The following is a 24,680-nucleotide window of genomic DNA, read 5'->3' on the forward strand; positions in this document are numbered from 1 at the left end:
CGCTGCTGCCGGCCCCCGGCGAGGTCGAGGAGCCGGCGGGCCGGCCGCTGGGCACGGCCGTCGTCGGGGGCGGCTTCATGGCGGCCGTGCACAGCCGGGCGGCGCGCTCGGCGCGCTCGCGGCTCGTCGGTGCGCTCACGTCCACGCCCGAGGGCTCGCGGCGCGCCGCCGCCGCCCTCGGCCTCGAGCGCGCGTACTCCTCGCTGGAGGAGCTGCTCGCGGACGACGCGGTCGACGTCGTCCACGTGTGCACGCCCAACGCACTGCACGCCGAGCAGGTGCTCGCCGCCGTCGCGGCCGGCAAGCACGTCGTGTGCGAGAAGCCGCTGGCGACCGGCCCGGACGAGGCCGCGCGCGTCGTCGACGCCGCGGCGTCCGCGGGCGTCGTCGTCGCCGTGCCGTTCGTCTACCGGTTCCACCCGATGGTCCGCGAGGCCCGGGCCCGGGTGCGCTCGGGCGAGGTCGGGCGCGTGCTCACCGTGGCGGGTTCCTACCTGCAGGACTGGATGCTCTCGCCCGAGGACGACGACTGGCGGGTCGACCCGGCCCGCGGCGGTCCGAGCCGGGCCTTCGCCGACATCGGCTCCCACCTCGTCGACCTGCTCGAGACGGTGACGGGCGACCGGGTCGCCTCGCTCGCCGCGACGCTGTCGACCGTGCACCCGCACCGGGCCCGGCACCGCGACGTGGCCACCGAGGACGCCGCCGCCGTCGTCGTGCGCACGGCCGGCGGTGCGGTCGGCACCCTGCTGGTCTCGCAGGTGGCCCCCGGCCGCAAGAACCGGCTGCACCTGGAGGTCGCCGGCTCCGCCGAGAGCCTGGCGTTCGACCAGGAGGACCCCGAGCGGCTCTGGGTCGGTCGCCGGGCCGGCAGCCGGCTGCTGCCGCGCGACGCCGACCAGCTGAGCCCCGACGCCGCGCGGCTGTGCGTCGTCCCGGCCGGTCACCCGCAGGGCTACCAGGACGCGTTCGACGCGTTCGTCGCCGACGTCCACACCGCCGTCCGGGGCGGGCGCCCCGAGGCGCTGCCGCTGGCCGCCGACGGCGCCCGCGCCGTGGTCCTGACCGCCGCCGTCCTCGACTCGGCCCGCACCGGCGCCTGGGTCGACGTCCCCGCACCCCACCAGGAGGTCCGTGATGACCGTTGAGACGCCCGCCGTCCCCGGCGAGGAGCAGCCGGTGACCCTGTTCACCGGCCAGTGGGCCGACCTGCCGCTCGAGGAGGTGGCCCGGCTCGCGAGCTCCTGGGGCTACGACGGCCTCGAGATCGCCTGCTCCGGCGACCACCTCGACGTCCGCCGCGCCGTCGAGGACGACGCCTACGTGCAGGACCGGCGCGACCTGCTGGAGCGCCACGGCCTCGGCGTGTGGGCGATCTCCAACCACCTCACGGGGCAGGCGGTCTGCGACGACCCCATCGACTTCCGCCACCAGGCGATCGTCGGCTCCCGGGTCTGGGGCGACGGCGACGCCGAGGGCGTCCGGCAGCGCGCGGCCGAGGAGATGAAGCTCTCCGCGCGCGCCGCCCGTCGGCTGGGCGTCGACGTCGTCGTCGGCTTCACCGGCTCGAAGATCTGGCCGTACGTGGCGCAGTTCCCGCCCGTGCCGGCCGAGGTGATGGACGCCGGGTACCAGGACTTCGCCGACCGCTGGAACCCGATCCTCGACGTGTTCGACGCCGAGGGCGTGCGCTTCGCCCACGAGGTGCACCCCAGCGAGATCGCCTACGACTACTGGTCGAGCGTGCGCACCCTCGAGGCGGTCGACCACCGCAGCGCCTTCGCGTTCAACTGGGACCCCAGCCACATGATGTGGCAGGGGATCGACCCGGTGGCCTTCATCACCGAGTTCGCCGACCGCATCGTCCACGTGGACTGCAAGGACACCCGCCTGCGTCCGACGAACGGCCGCGCCGGGGTCCTCGGGTCGCACCTGCCGTGGGGCGACCCGCGGCGCTCGTGGGACTTCGTCTCGACCGGCCGGGGCGACGTGCCCTGGGAGGACTCCTTCCGCGCGCTGCGCGCGATCGGCTACGCCGGGCCGGTCTCCGTGGAGTGGGAGGACGCCGGGATGGACCGGCTCAAGGGCGCCGCCGAGGCCGTCGGCTTCGTGCGCTCGATGCTGTGGGAGCTGCCCGGGTCCTCCTTCGACGCCGCCTTCAGCAACCAGGGGTGAGGTGGCCGCCGGCGCCCTCGCCGGCGCCGGCCCTCACACCCGACCTCGCGGACCTCGCGGCCCTCGCGCGACGGACGAGGAGCCTCCGTCGTGACCGGATCGATGCTGCGACGTCGGGGGCTCGGGGCCCGTCCGGTGCCACCCTCGACGGCGTGAGGACCGTCAGGGGGCGCGAACGGGCCCGTCGGCACGCCGACGTGCCGACCAGCGGTGAGGCCGCCGAGCAGTGGAGCCGGGTGCTGCGACGGCGCAGCGCCGTCGGGCTGTCGGTGCTGGGCGTGGGCTGGGCGGCGGTCGCCGCGACCGGGCTGGGCCTCACCCGCGGCTCCTGGCTCGTCGGGGCCGCCGCGGTGCTGGCGGTGGTCGTCTCGGTGGCGGCCCACCGGCGCGTGCCGCGCCCGGACGGCGGGCTGACCGAGCGCCTGCGCGACCACCCGCCGGAGTGGCGGCGGCTCCTCGTGCGCACCGGGGGCTCGCTCTGCCTGGTCCTGGCCGTCGTGCTGCTGCTCGGGGTCCGCACGTCGTCGCCGCAGGTCATCGCGCCGTTCGCGGCGGCGGTGATGGGCGTCCACGGCTTCCCCGTCGCCTACGCGCTCGACCAGCCGGAGCACCGCTGGGCGGGCGCCGGGCTGGTGCTGGCCGCGGCCACCGGCATCGCCCTGCTCATCGCGGCGACGCCCTACGACGTCGTGCGGGACGTCGTCGGCGGGCTCGCGACGGTGTCGCTGCTCGGCACCGCGGCCCGGCTGGCCGCCCACCCCTGACCCCGCCCCGGGGGGCACCGACGTCGGGCCTCCGGAGCGCGCCTCCCGCCGCAGTGGCAGGGTGCGCACGTGGCGTCGGCGCTGCTCCTCCTCGCAGCGGTCGTCGTCGGAGGCATCAGCCAGCGCGTCACCGGCATGGGCTTCGCCCTGGTGACGGCGCCCTTCCTCGTCCTGCTGCTCGGCCCGGTGGGCGGGGTCCTGGTCGTCAACGTGTGCGCCGCGATGACCAGCTCGCTGATCCTGCTGCGCGTGCGGCGCGACGTCGCGTGGCGCCGCTTCGCCGTGCTGGGCACGTCGGCGGTCGTCGGCATCCTCCCCGGCTCGGTGCTGGCGCAGGCCGCGCCGAGCGCCTGGCTCGAGCTCGTCGTCGGCCTGCTGGTGCTCCTGGCGCTGGCCTCCTCGCTGGTCGCACGACGCGCGCCCGCGGTCACCGGGACGGTCCCGGCCGTCGTCACGGGCCTGGTGGCCGGGGCCATGAACACCACCGCGGGCGTGGGCGGGCCCGCGTTCAGCGTGTACGCGGTGGCGAGCCGCTGGCCGCAGCGGTCCTTCGCCGCGACCCTGCAGCCCCTGTTCATCACCACGGGCCTCGTCTCCTTCAGCTCCAAGCTGGCGATCGACCCGTCGTCGCTGCCGCCGCTGGCGTGGTGGGTGTGGCTCGGCATCGCCGCGGCGCTCGCGGCCGGCGTCTTCCTCGGGGACCGGGTGGCGGGCCGCCTGAGCCAGCGGACCGCCCGGGTCGGGCTGCTCGTCGTCGCCTCGACCGGTGCGGCCACCATCGCCGTCCGCGGGGCCCTGGAGCTCCTCGCCGGCTGACGGCTCACCGTCGGCCGGGCCGGCGGACCGGGGCCGACCGAGCGCGGTGCACAGTGCGCGCGTGACGACGACGGCGGCGCTGGTGATCGCGCTCGTCCTGGTCGTCGGCGCCGCCGCCCAGCGGGTCACCGGGCTCGGCTTCGCGATCGTCGCGGCCCCGGTGCTGGTGCTCCTGGTGGGGCCCGCGCCCGGCGTCGTGCTGGTCAACGTCCTGGGCGCGGTGGTGGCCCTGCTGGTCCTGCTGCGCGTGCGCCGCGACGTCGACCCCCGCCGCGTGCTGCCCGTCACGGCGACGGCGCTCCTCGGCGTCCCGGTGGGTCTGGCGCTGGCGCGGGCCGTCCCCGCGGCATGGCTGGAGCTGGTGCTCGGCGCGCTGGTCCTCGTGGCGCTCGCCGTCTCCGCGCGGGCGGCCCGGGGCGCGGGCGCCGTCTCGGGTGTCGTGCCCGCGGTCGCGGCGGGCGCCAGCTCGGGCGTGCTGCACGCCGCGGCGGGGCTGGGGAGCCCCGTGCTCAGCGTCTACGCCGTGCTCAGCGGCTGGCCGCAGCGTTCGTTCACGGCGTCGGTGCAGCCGTGGTTCGTCGTCGTGGGGCTGGTGGCGGCGGTCCTGCAGGTGGCGCTGGAGCCCACGGCGCTTCTCCCGCTCCCGTGGACCCTGTGGGTCGGCGCCGTGGCCGCCGCCGCGGTGGGGACCGGGCTGGGCGAGCTGCTGGTGCGCCGCCTGACGCCCGCGACCGCGCGCCGCGGCCTGCTGGTGCTGTCGGTGCTGGGCGCGTCGACCATCCTGCTCGAGGGGCTCGTGGGCGTGGTGGCCGGCTGATCCGCCGGGGCGCCGAGGTGCGGCGGGCTCGCCCTCAGGCGGTCTGCGACCGCAGGACGACCACGGCGACGGCGACCAGCAGCAGGACGGCCGCCGGGACGACGTCGCGGTCGTTGACGCGCAGGTGCGCCACCAGGGCCCCGAGGAAGTAGAAGACGACGCACGCCGCGGCGAGCGAGCCGACCCACGGGACGCCGATCCCGACGAGGAGTCCGACGGCGCCGGCGATCTCCAGGTACGCCAGCACCCGCACCGCCTCGTCCGACACCCCGACGGTGCGCATGGTCCGCATGACCGACGGGTCGTGGACGAGCTTGGCCCGCGCGGAGAACGCGAGCATCGCGGCCAGCACGACCGACAGCACCACCGTGGCGACGAGCACGAGACCTCCTCCGGCCGCGCACGGCTGCGCGGCGACCACATGCTGGCGCGTCAGGGGTTCGTGGCGCCAGGTGCCGCGTCGCGAGGCGCCGCGCGGCCCGTGCGCGGAGGACCGCCGCCCGCCGCTGAGGGGCGATGCGTGGCCACGGCGGCGGGTCGGTCGCTCCCGGGAGGGATGGGTGGCCATGACGCCGTGAGCGCTCATCTCGGCCGCGGTCGACGGCCGGGCCACCTGGTGGCCCCTCTCGGCGGGAGCACGTCATCCACAGGGGAGCGTCGTTCACCGGTTCGTGTCGGCCGTGTCTGGCTACCGTCGAGCGGTGCGCCTCCTCGCCCCCGCTGCGGCGGCCGTGCTGCTGCTCGCGCTGACCGGCTGCAGCGAGCCTGAGCCGGGCTCCCCGATGCCGACCGGCGCGCCGCCGGCCACGTCGGCGCAGCCCAGTGATCAGCCCTCGCCCGCCGCGAGTCCGACGGAGCCGGCTGCGACGTCCGAGGCGACGGAGACCTCGGCACCCGCGCCCACCCTCCCGCCCGAGGCGACGACGAATGACGCCGCTGGCGCCGAGGCGTTCGTGCGGTATTGGTACCAGACTCTGAATGACGCCTATAGGACTGGCCGCACGGAGTCGTTGTCGGCCGCTTCGGCCGAGGAATGTGAAGCCTGTAGAGGGCTGGCTGACTACGTGAAGTCGACTTACGCGTCAGGCGGTCATATCGAGGGTGGGGAGGTGAGGCTTCAGGAGGTGGTCTCTCCTGCGCCCGACAACACTGGGGCGGTCCTCTTGTCGGTCGTTTTCGACCAGTCGAGGCTCCAGCGTTTGAATGCCGGAGGCGAGGTAGTCGATGAGGAGGCGGCTATCACGTCGGTGAGTCAATCGGCGGTCATTCAACGCGCGGAAAACGACGATGGCTGGCGAATGTTCGGATTAGCTCGTTGAGGAGCGTACGAGGTGCGTGGTGGGCGATCGCCCCCTTGGCTGCCATCTTCTGCTGCGGAGGCCTTACTGCACTGGCCGAAACTGAGCCCCGGGGAGGAGGCCATGTCGACGGCTGGATGGGCGAAGGAGCCGTGGACCTCGTCGGACGGGCGAGTAGGGGCGCTCCCGACATGTCGCAGGGAGGCCCGCTAAGTGTGCCTACGACAGGAGGGGGCGCAACTACCGCTGCTCCTGTAGCGGAGGACCCCTTCATCTATCGCTACGTCCCCGGCTGCTCGGGCAACGACGCGAACGGCGGGGGTGACGGCGACTGCACGGCCACCCGCGCGGCGTGCCCGCCGGGGCAGCTGATGTTCTTCGTGTGGCGGGCGCCGGCGGCGGGCGGCGTCGCGACCGGCGACTTCACGCAGACGGGGCGGCAGTGCATGGTCCCGCCGCAGCCCGGGGAGCCGGGCGCCGCGGACGCGGACGAGCCCCTCGAGCTCCCGGGCATGACGCAGGCCGACTTCCAGCGGCTGCCGCTGCCGGCGGGCACGAGCACGGTCCAGCCCGCGACGGGCGAGGTGCTCCTCAACATGCCGACCAACACCTACGCGCAGGCGGAGCCCGTCGAGCTGGGCACCGACCTGCTCGGGTTCCCCGTCACGGTGCGGGCCACGCCCGCGGCCTACACGTGGGACTACGGCGACGGCACCACGGTCGGTCCGACCACGGACCCCGGGGCGCCGTGGCCGGACCTCCGCGTGACCCACACGTACGAGACGGCCGGCACCTACGCCATCACGCTGACCACGCACTACACCGGGGAGTACTCGATCCTCGGCGGGCCGTACCTGCCGATCCCCGGGCAGGCGCAGGTGACGAGCGAGCCGCAGGAGGTCGTCACCTACCAGGGGAGCAACGTGCCCGTGGCCGACGCCCTGGGCTGAGCGGTCGCGCCGCGACCCGCCGGCGGCTCCCTCGGGGGTCGGGGCGGCGCGGACGTCGACGGACGGCTCAAGGAGGGCTTCCGGCGGCCGACAGAGCAGGTGCAGGCGCTCGTGCTCTCGGGCGCCCGCGGACCCCCGGCCGGTCATGGCGGACCTGGGTTCCCACTGCGGACGCACCTGGAGGCCCCATGAGCGCCGCGCCGCACTGCCCGACCCCCGCCGAGGGCGGCACCCGCAGGTCACCGCTGCTCCAGTGGGTCTACGACCTGCGGACGCGCACCAAGGTCGTCGGGTCGGTGCTGCTCGCCGTGGCGGTCGCCGTCGCGGTCGCCGCGATCGGGCTCTCCGGCCTCGGCGCCTCGGCGAGGGACGCCCAGAGCCTCGCCGAGGGGAACCTCGTGCGCGTCGGCGCCGCGGGCGACATGCGCGCCGCGCTGAGCGACCTCCGCCTCGCCACCCGGGACTCCGTCATCGCCTCCGACCCCGCCGAGGCGCAGGCCGCCCTCGACCGCGTGGAGGTCCTCCAGCAGACCTTCCGCGCCGCGGCCGACACGTACACCGCGCAGCCCCTGTCCGACGAGCACCAGGCGCTCCTGGACGAGGGCGTCGGGGCCTTCGACTCCTACGTCGACCTCGTCCGGACCACGCTCGGCCCCCTGGCTCTCGCCGACGACGACGCCGCCTGGATCGCGGCGAACGTCGCCGAGGTGATGCCGCTCGTCGAGCAGGCCGAGGAGAGCATCGACCAGCTGCGCGCCGAGGAGGCCGCGGAGGCCGCGGCCGTCGGCGTCGAGGTGCAGGAGTCGTACGAGACGTCGCGGATCGCCGTCATCGCCCTGGTGCTGCTCGGCTCGGCGCTCGCCGTGGGCGCCGGCGTCGCCATCGCCCGCGGCATCGAGGGCGGCATGCGCGACGTGCGCGACGTCGCCCTGGCGCTCGCGGACGGCGACCTCACCAAGGCGAGCGGCTACGGCAGCCGCTGCGAGCTCGGCGAGATGAGCGCCGCCCTGGACACCGCCGTCGTGAACCTGCGGGGCGTGATGCGCGAGGTCGCCTCCTCCGCCGACGCCGTCACCAGCTCCTCGGAGGAGCTGTCGGCCTCCGCCCGGCAGATCTCGGCGTCGTCCGAGGCGACCAGCGCGCGAGCGGGTTTCGTCTCCTCGGCGGCGGGCGACGTCTCCCGCAGCGTGGGCACGGTGGCGTCGTCCTCGGAGCAGATGGGCGCCTCCATCCGGGAGATCAGCCAGAACGCCAACGAGGCCGCCCGCGTCGCGGCCGACGCCGTGCGCGCCGTCGCGGACACCAGCGCCACGGCCGTGCGCCTCGGCGAGTCCTCGCAGCAGATCGGCGAGGTGGTCAAGGTGATCACCTCGATCGCCGAGCAGACCAACCTCCTCGCGCTCAACGCGACCATCGAGGCGGCGCGCGCCGGTGCGGCGGGCAAGGGCTTCGCCGTCGTCGCCCAGGAGGTCAAGGACCTCGCCCAGGAGACCGCTCGGGCCACCGAGGGGATCGCCCGCCAGGTGGACGGCATCCAGGGCGACACGGCCGGGATCGTGGACGCCATCGGGCGGATCGGCTCCGTCATCGAGCAGATCGACAGCTTCCAGACCTCGATCGCGTCCGCGGTGGAGGAGCAGACGGCCACGACGAGCGAGATGGTGCGCTCGGCCACGGACGCCGCGACGGCGTCCGGGGAGATCGCGGCGACGATCGGGGACGTCTCGTCCGCGGCGTCGGTCACGACCGAGTCGCTCGCGCAGACCCGGACGGTCGTGGACGGGCTCGCGAGCCGGGCCGTCGCGCTGCGGGGCGCCGTCAGCCGCTTCACCTACTGACGGCGGGCCCTCCCCGGCGCGCGGGAGTCAGCGCCGCACGAGGGCGAGCGCCTCGGGACGCCGGTCGGCGAGCACCTGCGCGACGACGTCCGCGGGGTCCGCACCTGCGGGCCAGTGCTCCCCGGCCGCCGGCACGCGAGGGCCGCTCGTGCTCTCCACGCGGCGGACGGCGGCGCCGAGCGCCATCTCGTCCCGCGGCCACGGGGCGATCCCGGCGTCCTCGAGGACCTGGGCGTTCGCCCGCCCGTGGCCGGGGATCGGCCGGTAGGTGATCGCGGGCAGCCCGGCGGCCATCGCCTCGGTGAGGCACAGCCCCCCGGCGTTGTGCACGAGGGCGTCCGCGGCTCCCATCAGCGCGCTGACGTCGTCCCGCCACCTCAGCGCGACGACGCGCTGCCACCGCGAGAGCCGGCGGCGCAGGCGCTCGTTGCGCCCGCAGAGGACGACCAGGTGGACGTGCGGGTCCAGGAGCAGGTCGTCCACGGTGCGGCGGACGTCCCCCATGCCGAGGGAGCCGGCGCTGAGGAGGACGACGGGCGCGCTGCCCGGCAGCCCGAGCTCGAGCCGGACCCGGGCGCGGGAGCGGTCCGCGCCGCTGGTGGGCGCGCTGAGCGGCCCGCAGGCGGTGGCCCGCACGCCGTAGCGCGCGGCGTCGAGGGCCGTCGCCGTCGTGACGGTGAGGTGGTGGTCGACGTCCGCGTGCATCCAGGTCGCGTGCGCCGCGGGGTCGGTCAGGTACGTGAGGGTCGGCACGGCGAGCCGGCCCTGCCGTCGCAGGTCCCCGACGGTCTGCCCGGCCAGCGGGTACGTGCTGACGACGCAGTCGGCGCCCTCGGCCCACGTCGCGACGCGGTCCTCGGCCTGACGGCACACCGCGTCCGACGCCCGGCGCACGAGCCCGTCGTGCTCCAGCCGCCGGAAGACCCCCTCGAAGAGGAACGGGGCGTGCTGGACGACGGGGCCGTAGAGGTCCTTCACCGTCCACCGGGACGCGCGGGGGAGCGCCTCGACGTAGTCGCGCACCTCGACGCGGGCGCCCCGCGCCGTCAGCCGGCGGGCCAGCTCGCGGCCGGCGCCGTCGTGGCCGGCTCCCACGGAGGCCGTGAGCACGAGCACCGTGCCGTGCACCGGGGCGGGGCCGGTCGACGGGCGGTGCGGTCGGTGGGGTGCCGGGAGCCGGCACGGGCCCGCGGTGGTGCGCAGGGGCGAGGCGTCGTGCACGAGTCCTCCCGGGACGAGCGGAGAACCTCCGCGAGCGCGAGGGCTCTGTCATCGGACGACGCCGACGCTAGGGAGAGCAGGTGAACAGCACGTCACCCCCAGGGCGGAACCAGGTGGACGTCCGATGCCGCCGCCGTCCGTCTCGGGCATGACGACGGGCGCGCTGCCCGGGCGAGCGGTCCGAACCGCCTGTAGCGGGCAGGCGCTGCCGCGGTCCCGCGGGCTCCGGCGTGGCAGCTCCAGTCCCGCGCCGGCGCGGTCGATGGTCGGGTGTGCCCAGCCCGACGCGCGGAGGTCCGCGCTCCCTCGCCGCGGCCGCCCTCCTCGCGCTCGTCGCGGGGTGCGGCACCGCGGCGGACGCCGGGAGCCCCGTCGCGGCGCCGGTCCCGAGCTCCGCGTCGTCTCCCGCACCGACTCCGTCCGCTCCCGCACCGGCGCCGTCCTCGGCGCCTGCGTCACCTCCGCCGGCGGCCAGCCCCTCGACGACGCCCGCGCAGGCCGCGCCGGCACCGCCGGCACCGCTTCCGGGCACGGCGCTCGCCGCGCTGGCGACGCTGCCGGTCAAGGGCCGCGCGCCGAGGACGGGCTACGACCGCGACCTCTTCGGCCAGGCGTGGGCGGACGTCGACCGCAACGGCTGCGACACCCGCAACGACGTCCTGCGCCGCGACCTGGTGGACGTCGTCCTCGACGCGCGCACCGGTGGCTGCGTCGTCCTGTCCGGCCTGCTGGCCGACCCCTTCACGGGCGCGAGCGTCCCCTTCACCCGCGGCGTCGCCACGAGCGCGGACGTCCAGGTGGACCACCTCGTCGCCCTCTCCGACGCCTGGCAGAAGGGCGCTCAGCAGTGGAGCGCCGACGAGCGCGAGGCCTTCGCCAACGACCCGCTCAACCTGCTCGCCGTCGACGGCCCGACCAACGCCGCGAAGGGCGACGGCGACGCCGCCACGTGGCTGCCGCCGCAGCGCGCTGTGCGCTGCGCGTACGTGGCGCGGCAGGTCGCGGTGAAGGCGACGTACGGCGCGTGGGTCACCGCGGCCGAGCGCGACGCCGTCGCGCGCGTGCTCGAGGGCTGCCCGGACGAGCTGCTGCCCACCGCCGAGGGCGTCGCGACGCCGCCCCGCGGAGCGGGTCTCGACATCGCCGCCGTCGCCGAGCGGGAGCCGGCCGTGCCTGCCCCGGAGCCGGAGCCGGAGCCGGAGCCCGCCCCGGCACCGGCGCCCGCGGGGGGCTCGGGTGCCGATCCGCGCTTCGGCTCGTGCCGCGAGGCCCTGGCGGCCGGCTACGGCGAGTACGTGCGCGGCGTCGACCCCGAGTACGACTGGTACCGCGACGGCGACGGCGACGGGGTGGTCTGCGAGGGCTGACCGACCGCAGGCCGGGTGCGACGGGGCCTCACGCACGAGGTGGCTGCACCAGGACGCCGTAGAAGGCGTCCTGGTGCAGCCACCTCGGTGAGCGGAGGGCGGATCAGGTGTGGCTGGTCCCGACCTCGGTGGTGCCGAAGATGAGGACGCGGCGCTCGACGTCGTAGTGCACGTCCTTGGAGGCGATGAGCAGGTCCTGGAGGACGTCCGCGTCGTCGGTGTTGACGGTCAGGACCTCCTCCCACGCGCCCTGGTCCAGCACGAGCTGGAGCGTGTACGTGCCGGGCTGCCCGGGCTCGTTGACCACGTAGCTGAACTGGTAGTGGCTGAGCTGCCGGACCTTGATGGTGTTGTCGGTGACGGGCTGGTTGACCATCGTTCCTCCTCGAACGTGATGCGCTCCCCGCTGCTGGACCAGCGCCTCGCCATGGTCGTCCGCATCACCCGATGGGGCGACTTGGGCAGTTCCAGCCGATCTGACAGATCACGCCGGTGGTCACCTCACCCGCCCAGCGCCCCCGGCCCCTCGAGCACGCCGGCCGCCGCGCTGGCGAGGACCACGGCGGCCACGACGCCGACCACGGCCACCACCAGCACGGCGTCCCCGCGCGTCAGCGGCGACGGGCGCCACGTCGTGCGCGGCTCGAGCCCGAGCCCGCGCGACTCCAGCGACTGCGCCATCCGCTCGCCCTTGCGCACCGAGACCACGAGCAGCCCGAACACCGCGCCGAGCAGCACGCGCGGAGAGCGCGTCGGCGTCCCGTTACGACGCAGTGGCGCCCGGACGGCGTGCGCGGCGCGCAGCACGGCCCACTCGCGCGGCATCTCCTGGAGCATCCGGTAGCCGGCGAGCACCGCGTACGTCACCCGCGGGCTGAGCCGGGCGTTCTGCTGCAGGTTCGTCATCAGCCGCACCGGGCTCGTCGAGGCGATGAAGGCGATGGCCAGCACGCCGATGAGCAGCGTCCGCAGCCCCAGCGCCGCGCCCACCTCCAGGCCCTCGGCGGTGATGCGCAGCGGTCCCGGCTCGGCGAGCACGACGCCGGGGCGGCTGAGCGCGTTGACGAGCACCTGCCCGAGCGCGAAGGCGACGAACGGCACGTGCGCGCCGGCCAGCACGCGCAGCGGCAGCCGGGCGCCGACGAGCACGCCGACGACCCCGAGCCCGTAGAGGACGGCGGGCGTCACCGGGTCGAGCACGAAGATCGCGGCCATCGAGACCGCCATCACCAGAGCCAGCTTCACCACGGGGTCGCGCCGGGCGAGCGGCGACGCCCGCGGGTCCTCCCCGGCGAGCAGCGCGCTCACGCCCCCACCACCGAGGACACCGCCGGGGCGCCCACCGGCGCGTCGAGCGCGGCGAGGACGGCGCGCACGCGCTCGCCGTCGAGCCCCTCCATGAGCAGCCACCGCACGAGCGGCGGCAGCACGAGCCCGCCGCGGCGCAGCACCTGCTCGTCGCGCAGGACGTCGACGAGCGGCCCGTCCGCGACGACGCCGCCCCCGCCGAGGACGACGACGCGGTCGGCCACGGCGGCCACCGCCCGCAGGTCGTGGCTGACGACGACGACACCCCTGCTCGCAGAGCCCCGTCCGCCCGCCGCGGCGCCCCGCAGCGCCCGCACGAGGTCGGCGACGGCGCGCCGGTCGAGCCCGAGCGTCGGCTCGTCGACGAGCAGGCACGGCCGGTCGTGGACGAGCATCGCCGCCACCGACAGCCGCCGGAGCTCGCCGCCGGAGAGCCGGTGCGGGTCGGCGACGGCGAGGTGCTCGAGCCGGTGCGCGACCAGCGCGGCCTCGACGCGCCCGTCCGCGGCGGCCCCGGCGTCGAGGCCGGCCGCCACCTCGGCGCGCACGCTCGTGGCGACGAGCTGGTGCTCGGCGTCCTGGAAGACCATCGCCGGTCGGGCGCCGACCACCTCGCCGGCCGCCGGCGCGAGGAGCCCGGCGAGTGTGAGCAGCAGCGACGACTTGCCCGCCCCGTTGGCGCCCAGGACGGCGACGACCTCCCCGGCGCGCACCTCGAGGTCGACGTCGCGCAGCAGCGCCGCCTCCGCCTCGGCGCGGGCGTCGGCCTCCCGTGCGCGCCGGGTCCAGCGCCGCCGCGGGCGCTCGTCGCGCCGCCGGATGGCCAGACCCTGTGCGCTGAGCACCGTCTCGCCGGGCGTCGCCGGCGCACCGGCCGGCGCGGTGGCCGCCAGCTCCCGCAGCGCCGCGGTCACCGCGGGCGAGGCGAGCCCGCCGCGGCACCCGGTCACCGCGGCGAGCTCGACCTCCAGCGGCAGCCAGCACCCCGCGGCGACGAGCTCGGCCGCGGCGTCGTGCAGGACGACGTCGGTGGGCCCGTCGGCGACGACCCGCCCCTCGCCCGACAGCGCGACCGTCCGCGCCGGCAGCCCCGCGAGCCCGCGCTCGCCGGCGAGGTCGTCGAGGCGGTGCTCGACGAGGAGCACCGCCGGGCCCGCCGTCCCGGCGCCGAGGACGGCGTCGAGCGCCCCGCGGACGGCGGCGACGCCCGCGGGGTCGAGCATCGACGTCGGCTCGTCGAGCAGCAGCACGTCGGGCTCGGCCACGAGCGTCGCCGCGAGCGCGACGCGCTGCACCTCACCGCCGGACAGCTCGGCCGTCCGGCGCCGTCGCAGCGCCGAGGCCCCGACGAGGGCCAGTGCCGCGTCGACCCGCCCGTCGATCGCCGCCGGGTCCACGGCTCGGTTCTCCAGCGGCAGCGCGAGCTCCTGCTCGACGACGGGCAGGCACACGCTGGAGCCGGGGTCCTGCGCGAGGACGCCGACGTGGCGTGACAGCTCGACGACGCTCGTGTCCTCGGTCGACGTCCCCGCCACCCGTGCGGTGCCCGCCAGCTCGGCCGAGACCGTGTGCGGCACGACGCCGCTCACCACGCGCAGCAGCGTGGACTTGCCCGACCCGGACGGCCCGACGAGCAGCACGTGCTCGCCGGGCCCGACCTGCAGGGTCACGTCCTGCGCCAGCGGGCTCTCGCGCCGGTGGTGCCGGACGGTCACGGCCTCCAGCTCGACGGCGGGCGTCGTCACGAGACGAGCGTGCTGCGACGCGCGCGGCCGATGGCGAAGTCGTCGAGGACGCCGGTGCGCGCCAGCGCGTCGACGATCACGCGCGCCAGCAGCCCGCCGAGGACGACGCCGGACACGAGCTGGATCGCCAGGCGCAGCAGCAGGATGTCCTGCCCGTACCAGCCGAAGCGGAACCCGCTGAAGACGAAGACGAGCGCGCCGCCGAACAGCCCGGAGAGGGCGAAGACCCCCCACCCGAACCGGCGGTAGCGGGTCAGCGCGAACGGCAGCTCGCTGCCGACGCCCTGCAGCAGCGCCGTGACGAGCAGCACCGGCCCGGCGGGAGAGCCGAGGAAGGCCACCTCGACGAAGGCCGCGATCAGCTCCGCGACCACGCCGGAGCCGGGCTTGCGGGTGATGGCGATGACGACCGGCGCCACGAGCAGCCACCCGCCGTGCAGCACGTGCTGGGCGAGGTCGCCGGCCGGGCCCATGGCCACCTGCAGGCCGATCCACGCCTGCACGAGCGCCCAGTAGACGAAGCCGAAGACGACGCCCAGCACCACGGCCAGGACGATGTCGCGCATCTGCCAGCGGCCGGTGCTGCGCCGCGGGGTCGTGGGGGCGGTCATCGCGCGCCGCCGTCGGTCGCGCTGGGGGAGCCGACCGAGATCGTCAGGTGCGTGACGACGTGCGGCACGACCTCGCCGACCGACGCCCACGCGTCGACGGCGGTGGCGACGACGTCGGCGACGTCCCCGCCCAGCACCGTCGCGTAGTGCGCTGCCGCCGAGGCGGTCCCGCGCTGCTGCGCCGCGGCGATGGCGCGCTCGATGTGCGCCATGTGCTCGCCGTCCACCGGCGCAGCGCCGGGCGTGCCCGCGCCGGCGGCGTCCATCAGCGGGTACAGCGACCACTGCGCGACGGCCTGGACGCCGGTCGGCGCGACGTCGACGGGCTCGGTGGTCGGTAGCCCCGTGACGTTCAGGTCGCAGCTGACCTCGCCTCTTCCGATGGGACATCATCTCGGCGCCCGAGTTCGTCGGGCTCGCCAACTTCGCAGACATCGGCCGTGACCCGACGGTGCGCGTCGCCTTCGTCAACACGATCGCCTTCGTCGTCGTCGCCGTGGTGCTCCAGCTCGGCATCGCGATGGCGCTCGCCGTCCTCGTCCAGTCGCGGATGCCCGGCTGGCTGCGCGCCTTCTTCCGCTCGGCGCTCTTCTTCCCGCTCATCCTCTCGGCGGCATCGGTCTCGCTCGTCATGGCGTACCTGTTCAACGGGGACTTCGGCCTCGTCAACCAGGTGCTGACTGCCGTGAGCCTGCCGGCGGTGCCCTGGCTCACGACGCCTGCGGGCGCCGCGACCGTCGTCGTCCTCGTCTACGTGTGGCAGAACTTCGGCTTCTCGTTCCTGCTCTTCGTCGGCGGCCTCGCATCGGTGCCGCGCGACGTCTACGAGGCGGCCACGGTCGACGGCATCTCGGGCTGGTCGCTGTTCCGCCACATCACCTTGCCGCTGCTGTCGCCGACGGTGCTCGTGGCGTCCGTCATGGCCGTCATCAGCGCCCTGCAGATCTTCGACCAGCCCTACGTCCTCACCCGCGGTGGGCCAGGGGACTCGACCCGCACCGCCGTCATGGTGATCTTCGAGTCGGCCTTCCAGCAGCTGCAGTTCGGCCGCGCCTCGGCCGTGGGCGTCGTGCTGACGCTGCTCATCCTCGCCGTCACGGCGGTGCAGTTCCGTCTCAGCCGCCGCTTCGTCTTCTACTCGTGAGGACCGCTGCTATGGCCACTGCCACCCTCCCCGCGCCCGGTCTTCCGGCGCCCTCCACCACCCCTGCGCGTCGTCGTCCTTCGCGCTCCACCGGCGCGACCGCCGCCCGGATCGCGGCGCTCGCCGTCGCCGTGGCGCTCACCCTCGGGCCGGTCGTCTGGACCCTGTGGGTCTCGCTGACGCCGGCGACGTCCGACGGCGCCAGCCTCGACGCCTACCGCGACGTCGGCCAGCAGATCAGCCTCGGATTGCTCGTCCTGAACAGCGCGCTCGTCACCGGGCTCGTCGCCCTCGGCCAGATGCTCACCGCGGCGCTCGCCGGGTACGCCTTCGCCCGCATGGAGTTCCGCGGCCGAGGTGCGCTGTTCGCCCTCGTCCTCGCGACGATGATGGTGCCGCTGCAGGTGACCATCGTCCCGGTCTTCATGCTCGTCCGCGGCATGGGCCTCGCCGACACCCTGCTGGCGCTGATCCTCCCGGCGATCCCCACCGCGTTCGGCACCTTCCTCATGCGCCAGTACTTCCTGGGGCTGCCACCGGAGCTCGGGGAGGCCGCCGCCATCGACGGTGCTGGCCCCCTGCGCACCTTCGCGTCCGTGTACGCGCCGTTGGCGGCCCCGGGCATGGCGATCGTGGGGATCCTCGCGTTCAACTTCCACTGGAACGAGTTCTTCAGACCGCTGGTGCTGACCATCAGCGAGCAGAACTTCACCTTGCCGCTGGGTCTCGTGAGCCTCCAGGGCAACCTCGGCACGGGCAGCGTCTCGACCGTCCTCGCCGGCGTCGTCATCTCGATGATCCCGGCCCTCATCGTCTTCGTCATCGGCCAGCGGCCGCTGCGCGAGGGCCTCACCGCTGGAGCGAGCAAGTGACCACCACGGACCTGCCCGGGACGACGACGGACGCCGCCGGTGCCGTGGACCGGGACCGCCCCCTGCTCCACGTCCGCCCGCCGCGCGGATGGCTCAACGACCCGAACGGCGTCGCCCGGGTGGACGGCACGTACCACGTGTTCTTCCAGCACAACCCGGACCGCCACGAGCACGACGCCATCACCTGGGGCCACGCCAGCTCACCGGACCTCCTGCGCTGGACCGACGAGCCCGTCGCCCTCCGCCCTCGCCCCGGCGAGGCGGACGCGGCCGGGTGCTGGACGGGGTGCCTCGTCGACGACGACGGCGTCCCCACCGCCGTCTACAGCGGCGTGGCCGACCGGTCCGGCGCCTCGTCGGTGGTGCTGGCGCGCAGCGACCGCACGCTGCGCAGATGGACGCCCGAGCCCCTCGTCGCCGTCGGCATGCCCGCCGAGGACGAGCTCGAGCACCCGGTCACCGACGTCCGCGACCCCTTCCTCTTCGTCCATGACGGCCGTCGGTACGCGATCCAGGGCGCCGGTCGCCGTGGCGGCGTCGCGCAGGTTCTGCTCTACGACGCCGCGGACCTGACCGCCTGGCGGCTCCTCGGACCGCTGCTCACCGCCGAGGACCCGGTCGCCGCGGCGCACGCGCCGGCCGACATCTGGGAGTGCCCGAACCTCGTGCGGGTGGACGGGCGCTGGGTGCTCGTCCTGTCGCTGTGGGCGCTGCCGGAGGCGTCGAGCACCGTGGACGGCGAGGGCCTCCTCACCGGCGTCACCGCTCTCGTCGGCGATCTCGTCCACGACGGCGACGGCCTGCGCTTCGCGGCCGTCGCAGGCAGTGCGATCGACGCGGGCCCGACCTTCTACGCCCCCCAGCTCCTCGTCGAGGAGGATCGCACGCTGCTCTGGGGGTGGGCCTGGGAGCACGGTCGGACACCGGAGCAGCTGCAAGAGGCCGGTTGGGCCGGCGTCCTGACCTCGCCCCGGGAGCTGCGGGTCGTCGGCGACCGCGTCGACACCGTGCTCGCCGCGGAGCTGGTGGGTCTGCGTCGTGGACGGATCGACGCTTCAGCACCGGTGCGCGAACCGGCGTTCGAGATCCTGGGCCGCGGTGCTGCTCGGCTCCTGCTCGTGGGCGCTGGCGAGGAGGACGTGGTCCTGGACATCCCGGACGGCGACTGGCGCCTCCTCGTCGACGGCAGCCTCGTCGAGCTCTTCCCCGAAGATCCGGCGACACGGCCGGTGACGACGCGGGCCTACCCGGGGGGCTCGGGTGCTTGGGTCGTCGACGGAGACGTCGACGCGCAGGCCTGGGCGCTCGGGCTGCCCGAGGACTGACGGACCGACCCGCTGACGGCCCACCCGGCGATCCGCCGGGTGGGCCATGACGTCCGAGAGTCAGCGCGTCAGCGGCGGGGCGACGGAGCCGCGCTCGACGAGCGGGCACTCCAGCGCGACGGCGACTTCGCTCTGCTCGAGCCCGCGTCCGACGCCCGCCGGAGACGGGGCGTCGTGGTCGGCCAGGAGCGCCAGGACGTGCTCGAAGGCGCGCTCACCCATCTCGCGGAAGGGGAGCCGGACAGTCGTCAGCGGCGGCACCATAGGAGCGGCGAAGTTCTCGTCGTCGTCGTACCCGACGATCGAGACGTCCTGCGGTACCCGCAGTCCGAGGTGGCAGGCGGCGAGGACGGCGCCCGCGGCCACGCGGTCATTGCCGCAGAGGAGCGCGGTGGGGCGGTCGTCGCGCTGCAGGACGGCGAGGGCGGCCTCGTACCCGGGCCGCACCTCCCAGCCGCCGCGCACGGGCTCCTGCCACCGGACGCCCGCCGCCTCGAGCGCCCGTCGGTACCCGGCTTCACGGCGGGGGACGGCCAGCAGGTCGTCATAGGTCTCGTTCTGGCGGTCGCCGGCGAGCAGGACGACCTCCCGGTGCCCGGCGTCGACGAGCACCTGCGCCGCCGCCGATGCCCCCGCGACCTCGTCGGGGACGAAACCGAGGACGGCGCCGGCACTGTCGACGCAGTTGGCCAGCGCGGACGGCGTCCGCTGCAGCACCTCGGGGCTGCGGTAGCGGCTGTAGCTCATCGCGGCGTAGAGGAGGGCGTCGACGCGGCGGTCGACGAGCGTCCGGTAGGCACCTTCCTCGCGCGCGGCGTCGAAGTGCGTGTCCATGACGACGAGCACGTAGCCGTGCCTCTCCGCTGCGGCGATAGCCCCCTCGAGCAGCCTCCCGCCGAAGGGCGACGTCGCGATGGCGTCGGTGACGACGCCGACCGTCCGCGTGCGCTGCAGCCGGAGGCTGCGGGCGACCGAGTCCGGGGTGTAGCCCAGCTGCTCTGCGGCAGCGCGGACGGCAGTCTGCTTGTCGGCGGCGATGTTGCCTGCGCCGCGGCCGTTCAGGACCATCGAGACCGCGCTGCGGGAGACGCCCGCGATCTCGGCGACGTCCTTGGCGGTGGGGCGGCGATGCACGGGTGGACCGTACCTGACGCGTGTCAGGTACGGGGATGTTATCGTTGACTGACGGCTCACCTCGGCGCTCGAGACCGGGCGGTGAGTGGTCCTTGAGGTCGGTTGCCGAGCTCGCGGTCCTCACCGGCCGGCGTCGGCAGGTCCATCGCCTCAACCTGAAGCCTCAGATGCAGGTCAGCGTCACGTCGGCGATGACACGCTCCCTGCTGGACTGGCTGGCACCTGGTAGCTGCCGAGTACGCAGTTTCCAGCGGCGTGCCGGCAGCGTGGACTCCCGCTTCTCGGCGCCGCGGTCGTCGGAGTGGCTACGACGTCGATCCCGCGGGACGCCCCGGCGGCACCTCGTCGAGTCGTGGCATCTGGGCGAGCCGCCGGACACTGTCGGTCCGGCGTGACACGGTGCGTGACGTGGATGCAGTCGCCGGTGCTTACGAGTCCCTGATGACGCGCCGTCTGGCGCAACTGCTCCGGGAGACGACGCTCGAAGCGACGTATGGACGGGTGCCGGATGCTGCCGCGCCCGACGTCCTCGCGCGGCACGTGGCAGAGGCCGTGCGCAAGAGGCTCGCAGACATGCCCGCAGGCGATCGAGCGGACTACGTCAACACGCTGCTCGCCGTGGACCCGAGCGACGAGCTCGACCTCGTCGACCGAGTCGAGCAGCTGACCGAGCTCCGCCAGCCCGGCCTCACAGCCCGTTGGCCGCAGGGGCGTCCAGCGACTCCGCTTTCCGAGGTCGCCCTGCTGACGAACAGCCGGGGGGAGCCCAACCTCGGCGCGGAGCTGCGGCAGGAGATGGGAAGCGCCGACGAGGTCGACCTGCTGTGCGCGTTCGTCCGATGGCACGGGCTCCGCGTGCTCGAGGAGCCCCTCGCGGCTCTCACCGCGCGCGGCATCCATCTGCGCGTGCTGACGACGACGTACCGCGGTGCTACGGAGCGCCGCGCACTCGACGAGCTCGTCCGCCGCTTCGGCGCGCAGGTGAAGATCCGCTACGACGCCCAGACGACGCGGCTGCACGCCAAGGCATGGCTCTTCCGCCGCGGGTCCGGCTTCGACACCGGCTACGTCGGCAGCTCGAACCTCTCCAAGTCCGCCCTCGTGGACGGGCTCGAGTGGAACGTGCGCATCTCCTCTGAGGCGACGCCGACGCTCGTGCGCAAGTTCGAGGCGACCTTCGACACCTACTGGAACGACCCCGGCTTCCTCGGCTACGACCCGGATCGCGACGCCGACCTCCTCGACCGGGCTCTGGCCGTCGAGAGCGGGGCTTCGCCCAGCGGCACCGTGGTCTCCATCTCGGGGCTCGAGGTCTCGCCGCGCCCGCACCAGGAGCTGATCCTCGAGGCGCTCGACGTCGAGCGTGAGGTGCACGACCGACACCGCAATCTCGTGATCGCCGCGACAGGCACCGGCAAGACCGTCGTCGCGGCGCTCGACTTCCGCCGGCTGCGCGCGCAGTGGTTGGAGCGTGAGGGACGTGAGCCGCGTCTGCTGTTCGTCGCCCACCGCAAGGAGATCCTCGAGCAGGCGCTGCGCACCTACCGAGAGGTGCTGAGCGACGGCGTCTTCGGGGAGCTGCTGGTCGGAGGCAGCAGGCCGTCGCAGTGGTCGCACGTCTTCGCGTCGATCCAGTCGCTGTCCGCCAGAGTGCTCGACGACGTCGGCGCGGAGCACTTCGACGTCGTGGTCGTCGACGAGTTCCACCACGCAGAGGCGGTGAGCTACCGCCGGCTGCTCGACCACCTCGAGCCGGCTGAGCTGCTCGGGCTCACCGCCACGCCCGAGCGGGGTGATGGCGTCGACGTCCGCTCCTTCTTCGACGGCCGGACGGCGTACGAGCTGCCGCTGTGGTCCGCGCTCGAAGCGGACCTGCTGTGCCCGTTCCACTACTTCGGCGTCGCCGACGGGACGGACCTGCGAGGAGTGGACTACAGCCGTGGCGGCTACGAGGCGGAGGGCCTCGACAAGGTCTACACGGGCAACGACGCCCGCACGCGCATTGTCTTGACCGCACTGCGGGACCGGGTGACCGACGTCGGCCGGATGCGCGCGCTCGGGTTCTGCGTGAGCGTCGCCCACGCCGAGTACATGGCGCGGAAGTTCGCTGACGCGGGCATCCCGTCGGCAGCCATCTCGGGGAAGACACCTGCGGCGGAGCGCGAGCGCGCCTTCGCGATGCTCCGTTCGGGAGACGTCCGCTGCCTGTTCGCCGTCGACATCTTCAACGAGGGCCTCGACCTGCCCGACGTCGACACCCTGCTGATGCTCCGCCCCACGCAGTCCTCGACGGTCTTCCTCCAGCAGCTCGGGCGAGGGCTGCGCCGCGCGCCGGGGAAGGCGGTGCTCACGGTCCTCGACTTCATCGGGCAGCACCGCACCGAGTTCCGGCACGAGCTGCGGTACCGGGCGCTGACCGGCGTGACGCGCGACCAGCTCGAGCGCGACCTCGAGAAGGGCTTCCCCTACCTCCCTGCAGGCTCCCAGCTCGTGCTCGACCGGGTCGCCCAGCAGCTCGTGCTCGAGAACGTGCGCTCGTCGCTGCGGTCGTCGAAGAAGGACCTCGTCCGCGATGTCCAGGCCGCCGTGAGCGACGGTCAGGCGCCTGACCTCGACGCCTTCCTCGCCACCAGCGGGAGGCCGTTGAGCGACGTCTACCGCAAGGCGGGGAGCTACACCGACATCCTGCGTGCGGGTGGCCTGCCGACGCCCAGCGGGGGCGAGCAGGAGGCCGGGCTCCTGCGGCGCCTCTCCGCGCTGGCCCAGGTGGACGACCGCGAGCGGGCTGACCTCTACGCCCGCATGGCGGCCGTTGACGGACCTCGCTACGACGAGCTCTCGACGCGCGAGCGCTCCATCGCGCGCATGCTCTTCTTCGCGCTCTGGCCCAACAGGGGCGGGCACGACTCCTGGCAGGGCGGCTTCGACGCCCTGCGCGAGCACCCGGCGGTGTCCTCGGAGATCCAGCAGCTGATGAGGAGCGCTGTGGAGCGCGCAGAGCACGTGCCCCAGCCGCTCCGGGGCTTGCAGCACCTGCCGGTGCTGTCCCACGCCAGCTACCGGCGCGAGGAGCTGCTCGCGGGGCTCGGGTGGGCCACGTGGGAGCGCTCGGCCCGCGGCAACATCACGGGCGTCGCCTGGTCCGAGGGCGAGCGCGTCGACGCCCTGATGATCAACCTGCGGAAGGACGAAGCCGCCTTCACCCCGTCGACGATGTACCGGGACTACGCCCTCTCACCGACGCTCTTCCACTGGGAGAGCCAGAACGCGACATCGGAGACGTCGACTGCTGGCCGCCGTTACGTGACGCACCGGGAGTCCGGGTCCCAGGTGGTGCTCTTCACCCGAGAGGCGCCGACGGACGAGATCGGCGCGGCAGCCTTCACCTGCCTCGGCACGGCTCGGTACGTGGAGCACCGCGGAGAGCGCCCGATGGCGATCACGTGGCAGCTCGACCGTCGCATGCCGCCAGCAGTGGTGCAGGCGGCATCGGCCGTCTCGGCGTGAGGGCGGGGGATGTCCGCCTCGCCCGCGAGCGGGTGAGTTGGGGGCGGTTGACGTTCTGGCGTAGGCATCTCGTGCCGATGGGGTGACGATCCCGAGGAGGAGACGTGCCCGATTTCCCGCACCTCGCGCCGACTGCCCAAGCTGTGCAGGACTTCGGCGTCTCGCGCCGCGCCCTGCTCACCGCCGGCGCGCTCGCCGCGGCCGCGCCGTCACTCCTACCCACCCCCGCCCAGGCGGCCCCACGCTCGCCCTTCGCCGGCCTCGGCGCCTGGGTCGACCTCTATGACTGGACGCCGCGACGTCCGGCCGTCACGACGGCGACCCTCGACACGATGGCGAGCTCGGGCGTCCAGACGCTCTACCTGCAGAGCTCGCGCCCGGGCTCGGCCACGCTCGTCGACCCTGCGCGCCTGCGGGGGCTCGTCGACCGCGCCCACCGTCGGGGCATGAAGGTCGTGCTCTGGTACCTGCCACGCACACCGACGAGGAGCGGGACGCCCGGCACCTGCGCGCGGCTGCCGGCGAGGGGGTCGACGGGGTCGGCATCGACATCGAGTCCACCGCGGTCCGCTCGGTCGCCGAGCGCAACCGCAGGGTCGTGCGCCTCGTGCAGCGCACGAGGGCGGCGACGTCGAAGCCGCTGGTCGCCATCACGCCGAGCCCCACCGGGCTGGCGCAGTACGCGCCGAAGGACTGGTGGCCCGACTTCCCCTTCGCCGCCATCCGACCGCACGTCGACGCCGTCGCGACGATGACCTACTGGTCCCACCGCAAGGGCACCGTCGAGGCCGATGCCTACACCGCGAGCGACGTCCGCCTGGTGCGCGAGGCCACGCGCGACTCGCGGCTGCCGGTGCACGTCATCGGGTCGCCGACCACGGCAGCTGACATCCGCTCGATGGCGAAGGCGGTCCGCTCGACCGGCGCCGCGGGTGGGTCGAGGTACGACTGGGCCACCACGCCCTCCGGGCTGCGCACGCCGCTTCGGGACCTGCGGCGGTAGGCGTCCGACGCCGCACTCGCGCACATCAGCAGACGCGCACGTATGCTCGTCTGCATGCGAACGACGCTGAACCTCGCTGACGGACTGATGGCGGCGGTCAAGGCGAAGGCGAGCGACGAGGGACGGACGGCCACGAGCATCGTGGAGGAGGCGCTGCGCGCCTACCTCACCGCTGGCCGGACCGCGTCCCCGGTCGAACCGCTCCCCTCGTGGGGATCGCCAGACGGCCGCGTGCTCGTGGACCTGGAGGACGAGGACGCCGTCTGGGCCGCCCTGGACGAGCCGGCGTGATCCTCCCCGACGTGAACACGCTCGTGTACGCCTTCCGCGGGGAGGCGCCGCGGCACGCCGAGTACGCGAGGTGGCTCACCGAAGTCGTCGGTGGGGCGGAAGAGCTGGCCCTGCACGACAGCGTCCTGAGCGGCGTCGTGCGCATCGTCACGAACCCGCGGATCTTCGCGGACCCGGCGCCCACCTCCGTCGCCCTCTCCTTCGTCCAGCGGTTGGTGGAGGCCAGGCGCGCCACCTGGCTGTCCTCAGGCGATGACGTCTGGCGGCGCCTCGACGACTGGGCGGCGCAGGACGCGGGGCTGCGTGGCAACGCCGTACCGGATGCCCTCCTCGCGGCCCTTGCGGTCACGCACGGCGCCCGCTTGGCGACCGCCGACCGGGGCTTCGCCCGCTACCCGGGGCTGCGCTGGTTCACCCTGATCGGGACGAGCTGAAGGCCGATGCCCCTGCGCCCCGGAGCATCGACGAGGGAAGTCTGACGGGCGCCCGCAGCT

General features: G+C 74.6%; 23 protein-coding genes and 1 pseudogene. 16 read left to right on the top strand and 8 right to left on the bottom strand.

Features of this window, described 5'->3' with window-relative positions:
• The first annotated feature begins 2 nt into the window (after positions 1-2).
• The 5 genes from Q0848_RS09720 (at position 3) to Q0848_RS09740 (ending at position 4,572) form a co-directional block, all read left to right on the top strand.
• Complete coding sequence (locus Q0848_RS09720) at positions 3-1,148, top strand: Gfo/Idh/MocA family oxidoreductase (RefSeq protein ID WP_366146522.1); 1,146 nt, start codon at positions 3-5, stop codon at positions 1,146-1,148.
• The gene (locus Q0848_RS09725) at positions 1,138-2,175 is read left to right on the top strand and encodes a sugar phosphate isomerase/epimerase (protein ID WP_299036997.1); all 1,038 of its coding nucleotides are present in this window, start codon (positions 1,138-1,140) and stop codon (positions 2,173-2,175) included. The genes Q0848_RS09720 and Q0848_RS09725 overlap by 11 nt, the downstream gene beginning before the upstream one ends.
• 152 nt (positions 2,176-2,327) lie before the next feature.
• Positions 2,328-2,939 (top strand): hypothetical protein, encoded by a 612-nt coding sequence (locus Q0848_RS09730; protein ID WP_299036999.1) that lies wholly within the window; start codon positions 2,328-2,330, stop codon positions 2,937-2,939.
• 69 nt (positions 2,940-3,008) lie between these two features.
• Complete coding sequence (locus Q0848_RS09735) at positions 3,009-3,755, top strand: sulfite exporter TauE/SafE family protein (protein ID WP_299037001.1); 747 nt, start codon at positions 3,009-3,011, stop codon at positions 3,753-3,755.
• A 61-nt stretch (positions 3,756-3,816) separates the two neighbouring features.
• On the top strand, positions 3,817-4,572 hold the full coding sequence (locus tag Q0848_RS09740; protein ID WP_299037004.1) for a TSUP family transporter: 756 nt from the start codon (positions 3,817-3,819) through the stop codon (positions 4,570-4,572).
• Positions 4,573-4,606: 34 nt separating this feature from the next.
• On the opposite strand, the gene Q0848_RS09745 is transcribed toward Q0848_RS09740, so the two are convergent.
• Complete coding sequence (locus Q0848_RS09745) at positions 4,607-4,954, bottom strand: DoxX family protein (RefSeq protein ID WP_299037006.1); 348 nt, start codon at positions 4,952-4,954, stop codon at positions 4,607-4,609.
• A gap of 319 nt (positions 4,955-5,273) precedes the next feature.
• Here Q0848_RS09745 and Q0848_RS09750 point away from each other — a divergent pair, with 319 nt between their 5' ends.
• The 3 genes from Q0848_RS09750 (at position 5,274) to Q0848_RS09760 (ending at position 8,658) form a co-directional block, all read left to right on the top strand.
• A complete protein-coding gene (locus tag Q0848_RS09750) occupies positions 5,274-5,891 on the top strand; it encodes a DUF6318 family protein (RefSeq protein WP_299037008.1) in 618 nt (205 codons plus the stop codon).
• 194 nt (positions 5,892-6,085) lie between these two features.
• Positions 6,086-6,820 carry a PKD domain-containing protein gene (locus Q0848_RS09755; RefSeq protein ID WP_299037010.1) on the top strand — a complete coding sequence of 245 codons (735 nt, stop codon included), beginning with the start codon at positions 6,086-6,088 and terminating at the stop codon, positions 6,818-6,820.
• Positions 6,821-7,008: 188 nt separating this feature from the next.
• Positions 7,009-8,658 carry a methyl-accepting chemotaxis protein gene (locus tag Q0848_RS09760; protein WP_299037012.1) on the top strand — a complete coding sequence of 550 codons (1,650 nt, stop codon included), beginning with the start codon at positions 7,009-7,011 and terminating at the stop codon, positions 8,656-8,658.
• A gap of 27 nt (positions 8,659-8,685) precedes the next feature.
• On the opposite strand, the gene Q0848_RS09765 is transcribed toward Q0848_RS09760, so the two are convergent.
• Entirely contained in the window at positions 8,686-9,879 is a 1,194-nt protein-coding gene (locus tag Q0848_RS09765) for an MGDG synthase family glycosyltransferase (RefSeq protein ID WP_299037014.1), read from the bottom strand.
• 272 nt (positions 9,880-10,151) lie between these two features.
• Here Q0848_RS09765 and Q0848_RS09770 point away from each other — a divergent pair, with 272 nt between their 5' ends.
• Entirely contained in the window at positions 10,152-11,246 is a 1,095-nt protein-coding gene (locus tag Q0848_RS09770; protein ID WP_299037015.1) for a DUF1524 domain-containing protein, read from the top strand.
• Positions 11,247-11,349: 103 nt separating this feature from the next.
• Here Q0848_RS09770 and Q0848_RS09775 read toward each other — a convergent pair whose 3' ends face one another.
• The 5 genes from Q0848_RS09775 to Q0848_RS09795 all read right to left on the bottom strand — a co-directional run bounded on the left by Q0848_RS09775 (position 11,350) and on the right by Q0848_RS09795 (position 15,176).
• A complete protein-coding gene (locus Q0848_RS09775) occupies positions 11,350-11,622 on the bottom strand; it encodes a hypothetical protein (RefSeq protein WP_299037017.1) in 273 nt (90 codons plus the stop codon).
• Positions 11,623-11,747: 125 nt separating this feature from the next.
• Positions 11,748-12,554 carry an energy-coupling factor transporter transmembrane protein EcfT gene (locus tag Q0848_RS09780; RefSeq protein ID WP_299037019.1) on the bottom strand — a complete coding sequence of 269 codons (807 nt, stop codon included), beginning with the start codon at positions 12,552-12,554 and terminating at the stop codon, positions 11,748-11,750.
• On the bottom strand, positions 12,551-14,299 hold the full coding sequence (locus Q0848_RS09785) for an ATP-binding cassette domain-containing protein (protein WP_299037021.1): 1,749 nt from the start codon (positions 14,297-14,299) through the stop codon (positions 12,551-12,553). The genes Q0848_RS09780 and Q0848_RS09785 overlap by 4 nt, the downstream gene beginning before the upstream one ends.
• Complete coding sequence (locus Q0848_RS09790; protein ID WP_299037023.1) at positions 14,296-14,910, bottom strand: ECF transporter S component; 615 nt, start codon at positions 14,908-14,910, stop codon at positions 14,296-14,298. Before Q0848_RS09790 ends, Q0848_RS09785 begins: the two co-directional genes overlap by 4 nt.
• Positions 14,907-15,176 carry a YkoF family thiamine/hydroxymethylpyrimidine-binding protein gene (locus Q0848_RS09795; RefSeq protein WP_299037025.1) on the bottom strand — a complete coding sequence of 90 codons (270 nt, stop codon included), beginning with the start codon at positions 15,174-15,176 and terminating at the stop codon, positions 14,907-14,909. Before Q0848_RS09795 ends, Q0848_RS09790 begins: the two co-directional genes overlap by 4 nt.
• Before the next feature lie 110 nt (positions 15,177-15,286).
• Between Q0848_RS09795 and Q0848_RS09800 the strand changes: the two are divergent.
• From Q0848_RS09800 to Q0848_RS09810, 3 genes and pseudogenes are all read left to right on the top strand, one after another.
• Positions 15,287-16,054: pseudogene (locus Q0848_RS09800) on the top strand (sugar ABC transporter permease); the annotation flags it as partial.
• An 11-nt stretch (positions 16,055-16,065) separates the two neighbouring features.
• The gene (locus Q0848_RS09805; protein WP_299037028.1) at positions 16,066-16,926 is read left to right on the top strand and encodes a carbohydrate ABC transporter permease; all 861 of its coding nucleotides are present in this window, start codon (positions 16,066-16,068) and stop codon (positions 16,924-16,926) included.
• Positions 16,923-18,251 carry a glycoside hydrolase family 32 protein gene (locus tag Q0848_RS09810; RefSeq protein WP_299037029.1) on the top strand — a complete coding sequence of 443 codons (1,329 nt, stop codon included), beginning with the start codon at positions 16,923-16,925 and terminating at the stop codon, positions 18,249-18,251. The genes Q0848_RS09805 and Q0848_RS09810 overlap by 4 nt, the downstream gene beginning before the upstream one ends.
• 60 nt (positions 18,252-18,311) lie before the next feature.
• On the opposite strand, the gene Q0848_RS09815 is transcribed toward Q0848_RS09810, so the two are convergent.
• A complete protein-coding gene (locus Q0848_RS09815) occupies positions 18,312-19,385 on the bottom strand; it encodes a LacI family DNA-binding transcriptional regulator (protein WP_299037031.1) in 1,074 nt (357 codons plus the stop codon).
• A gap of 441 nt (positions 19,386-19,826) precedes the next feature.
• Between Q0848_RS09815 and Q0848_RS09820 the strand changes: the two genes are divergently transcribed.
• The 4 genes from Q0848_RS09820 (at position 19,827) to Q0848_RS09835 (ending at position 24,620) form a co-directional block, all read left to right on the top strand.
• Complete coding sequence (locus tag Q0848_RS09820) at positions 19,827-22,892, top strand: DUF3427 domain-containing protein (protein ID WP_366146523.1); 3,066 nt, start codon at positions 19,827-19,829, stop codon at positions 22,890-22,892.
• Positions 22,893-23,499: 607 nt separating this feature from the next.
• Complete coding sequence (locus tag Q0848_RS09825) at positions 23,500-23,895, top strand: hypothetical protein (protein WP_299037035.1); 396 nt, start codon at positions 23,500-23,502, stop codon at positions 23,893-23,895.
• Positions 23,896-23,949: 54 nt separating this feature from the next.
• Complete coding sequence (locus tag Q0848_RS09830; RefSeq protein WP_299037037.1) at positions 23,950-24,186, top strand: hypothetical protein; 237 nt, start codon at positions 23,950-23,952, stop codon at positions 24,184-24,186.
• Positions 24,183-24,620 carry a TA system VapC family ribonuclease toxin gene (locus Q0848_RS09835; RefSeq protein ID WP_299037039.1) on the top strand — a complete coding sequence of 146 codons (438 nt, stop codon included), beginning with the start codon at positions 24,183-24,185 and terminating at the stop codon, positions 24,618-24,620. Before Q0848_RS09830 ends, Q0848_RS09835 begins: the two co-directional genes overlap by 4 nt.
• The last annotated feature ends 60 nt before the right edge of the window (positions 24,621-24,680 follow it).

The sequence above is a fragment of the uncultured Pseudokineococcus sp. genome, from assembly GCF_947495735.1.
Lineage (GTDB): Bacteria > Actinomycetota > Actinomycetes > Actinomycetales > Quadrisphaeraceae > Pseudokineococcus.

Excerpts from the sequence above, each read along its gene's own strand:
- Q0848_RS09725 (WP_299036997.1), top strand. The coding sequence starts at position 1,138 with ATGACCGTTGAGACGCCCGCCGTCCCCGGCGAGGAGCAGCCGGTGACC.
- Q0848_RS09760 (WP_299037012.1), top strand. The coding sequence starts at position 7,009 with ATGAGCGCCGCGCCGCACTGCCCGACCCCCGCCGAGGGCGGCACCCGC.
- Q0848_RS09775 (WP_299037017.1), bottom strand. The coding sequence starts at position 11,622 with ATGGTCAACCAGCCCGTCACCGACAACACCATCAAGGTCCGGCAGCTC.
- Q0848_RS09790 (WP_299037023.1), bottom strand. The coding sequence starts at position 14,910 with ATGACCGCCCCCACGACCCCGCGGCGCAGCACCGGCCGCTGGCAGATG.
- Q0848_RS09795 (WP_299037025.1), bottom strand. The coding sequence starts at position 15,176 with ATGGACGCCGCCGGCGCGGGCACGCCCGGCGCTGCGCCGGTGGACGGC.
- Q0848_RS09805 (WP_299037028.1), top strand. The coding sequence starts at position 16,066 with ATGGCCACTGCCACCCTCCCCGCGCCCGGTCTTCCGGCGCCCTCCACC.
- Q0848_RS09820 (WP_366146523.1), top strand. The coding sequence starts at position 19,827 with ATGACGCGCCGTCTGGCGCAACTGCTCCGGGAGACGACGCTCGAAGCG.
- Q0848_RS09830 (WP_299037037.1), top strand. The coding sequence starts at position 23,950 with ATGCGAACGACGCTGAACCTCGCTGACGGACTGATGGCGGCGGTCAAG.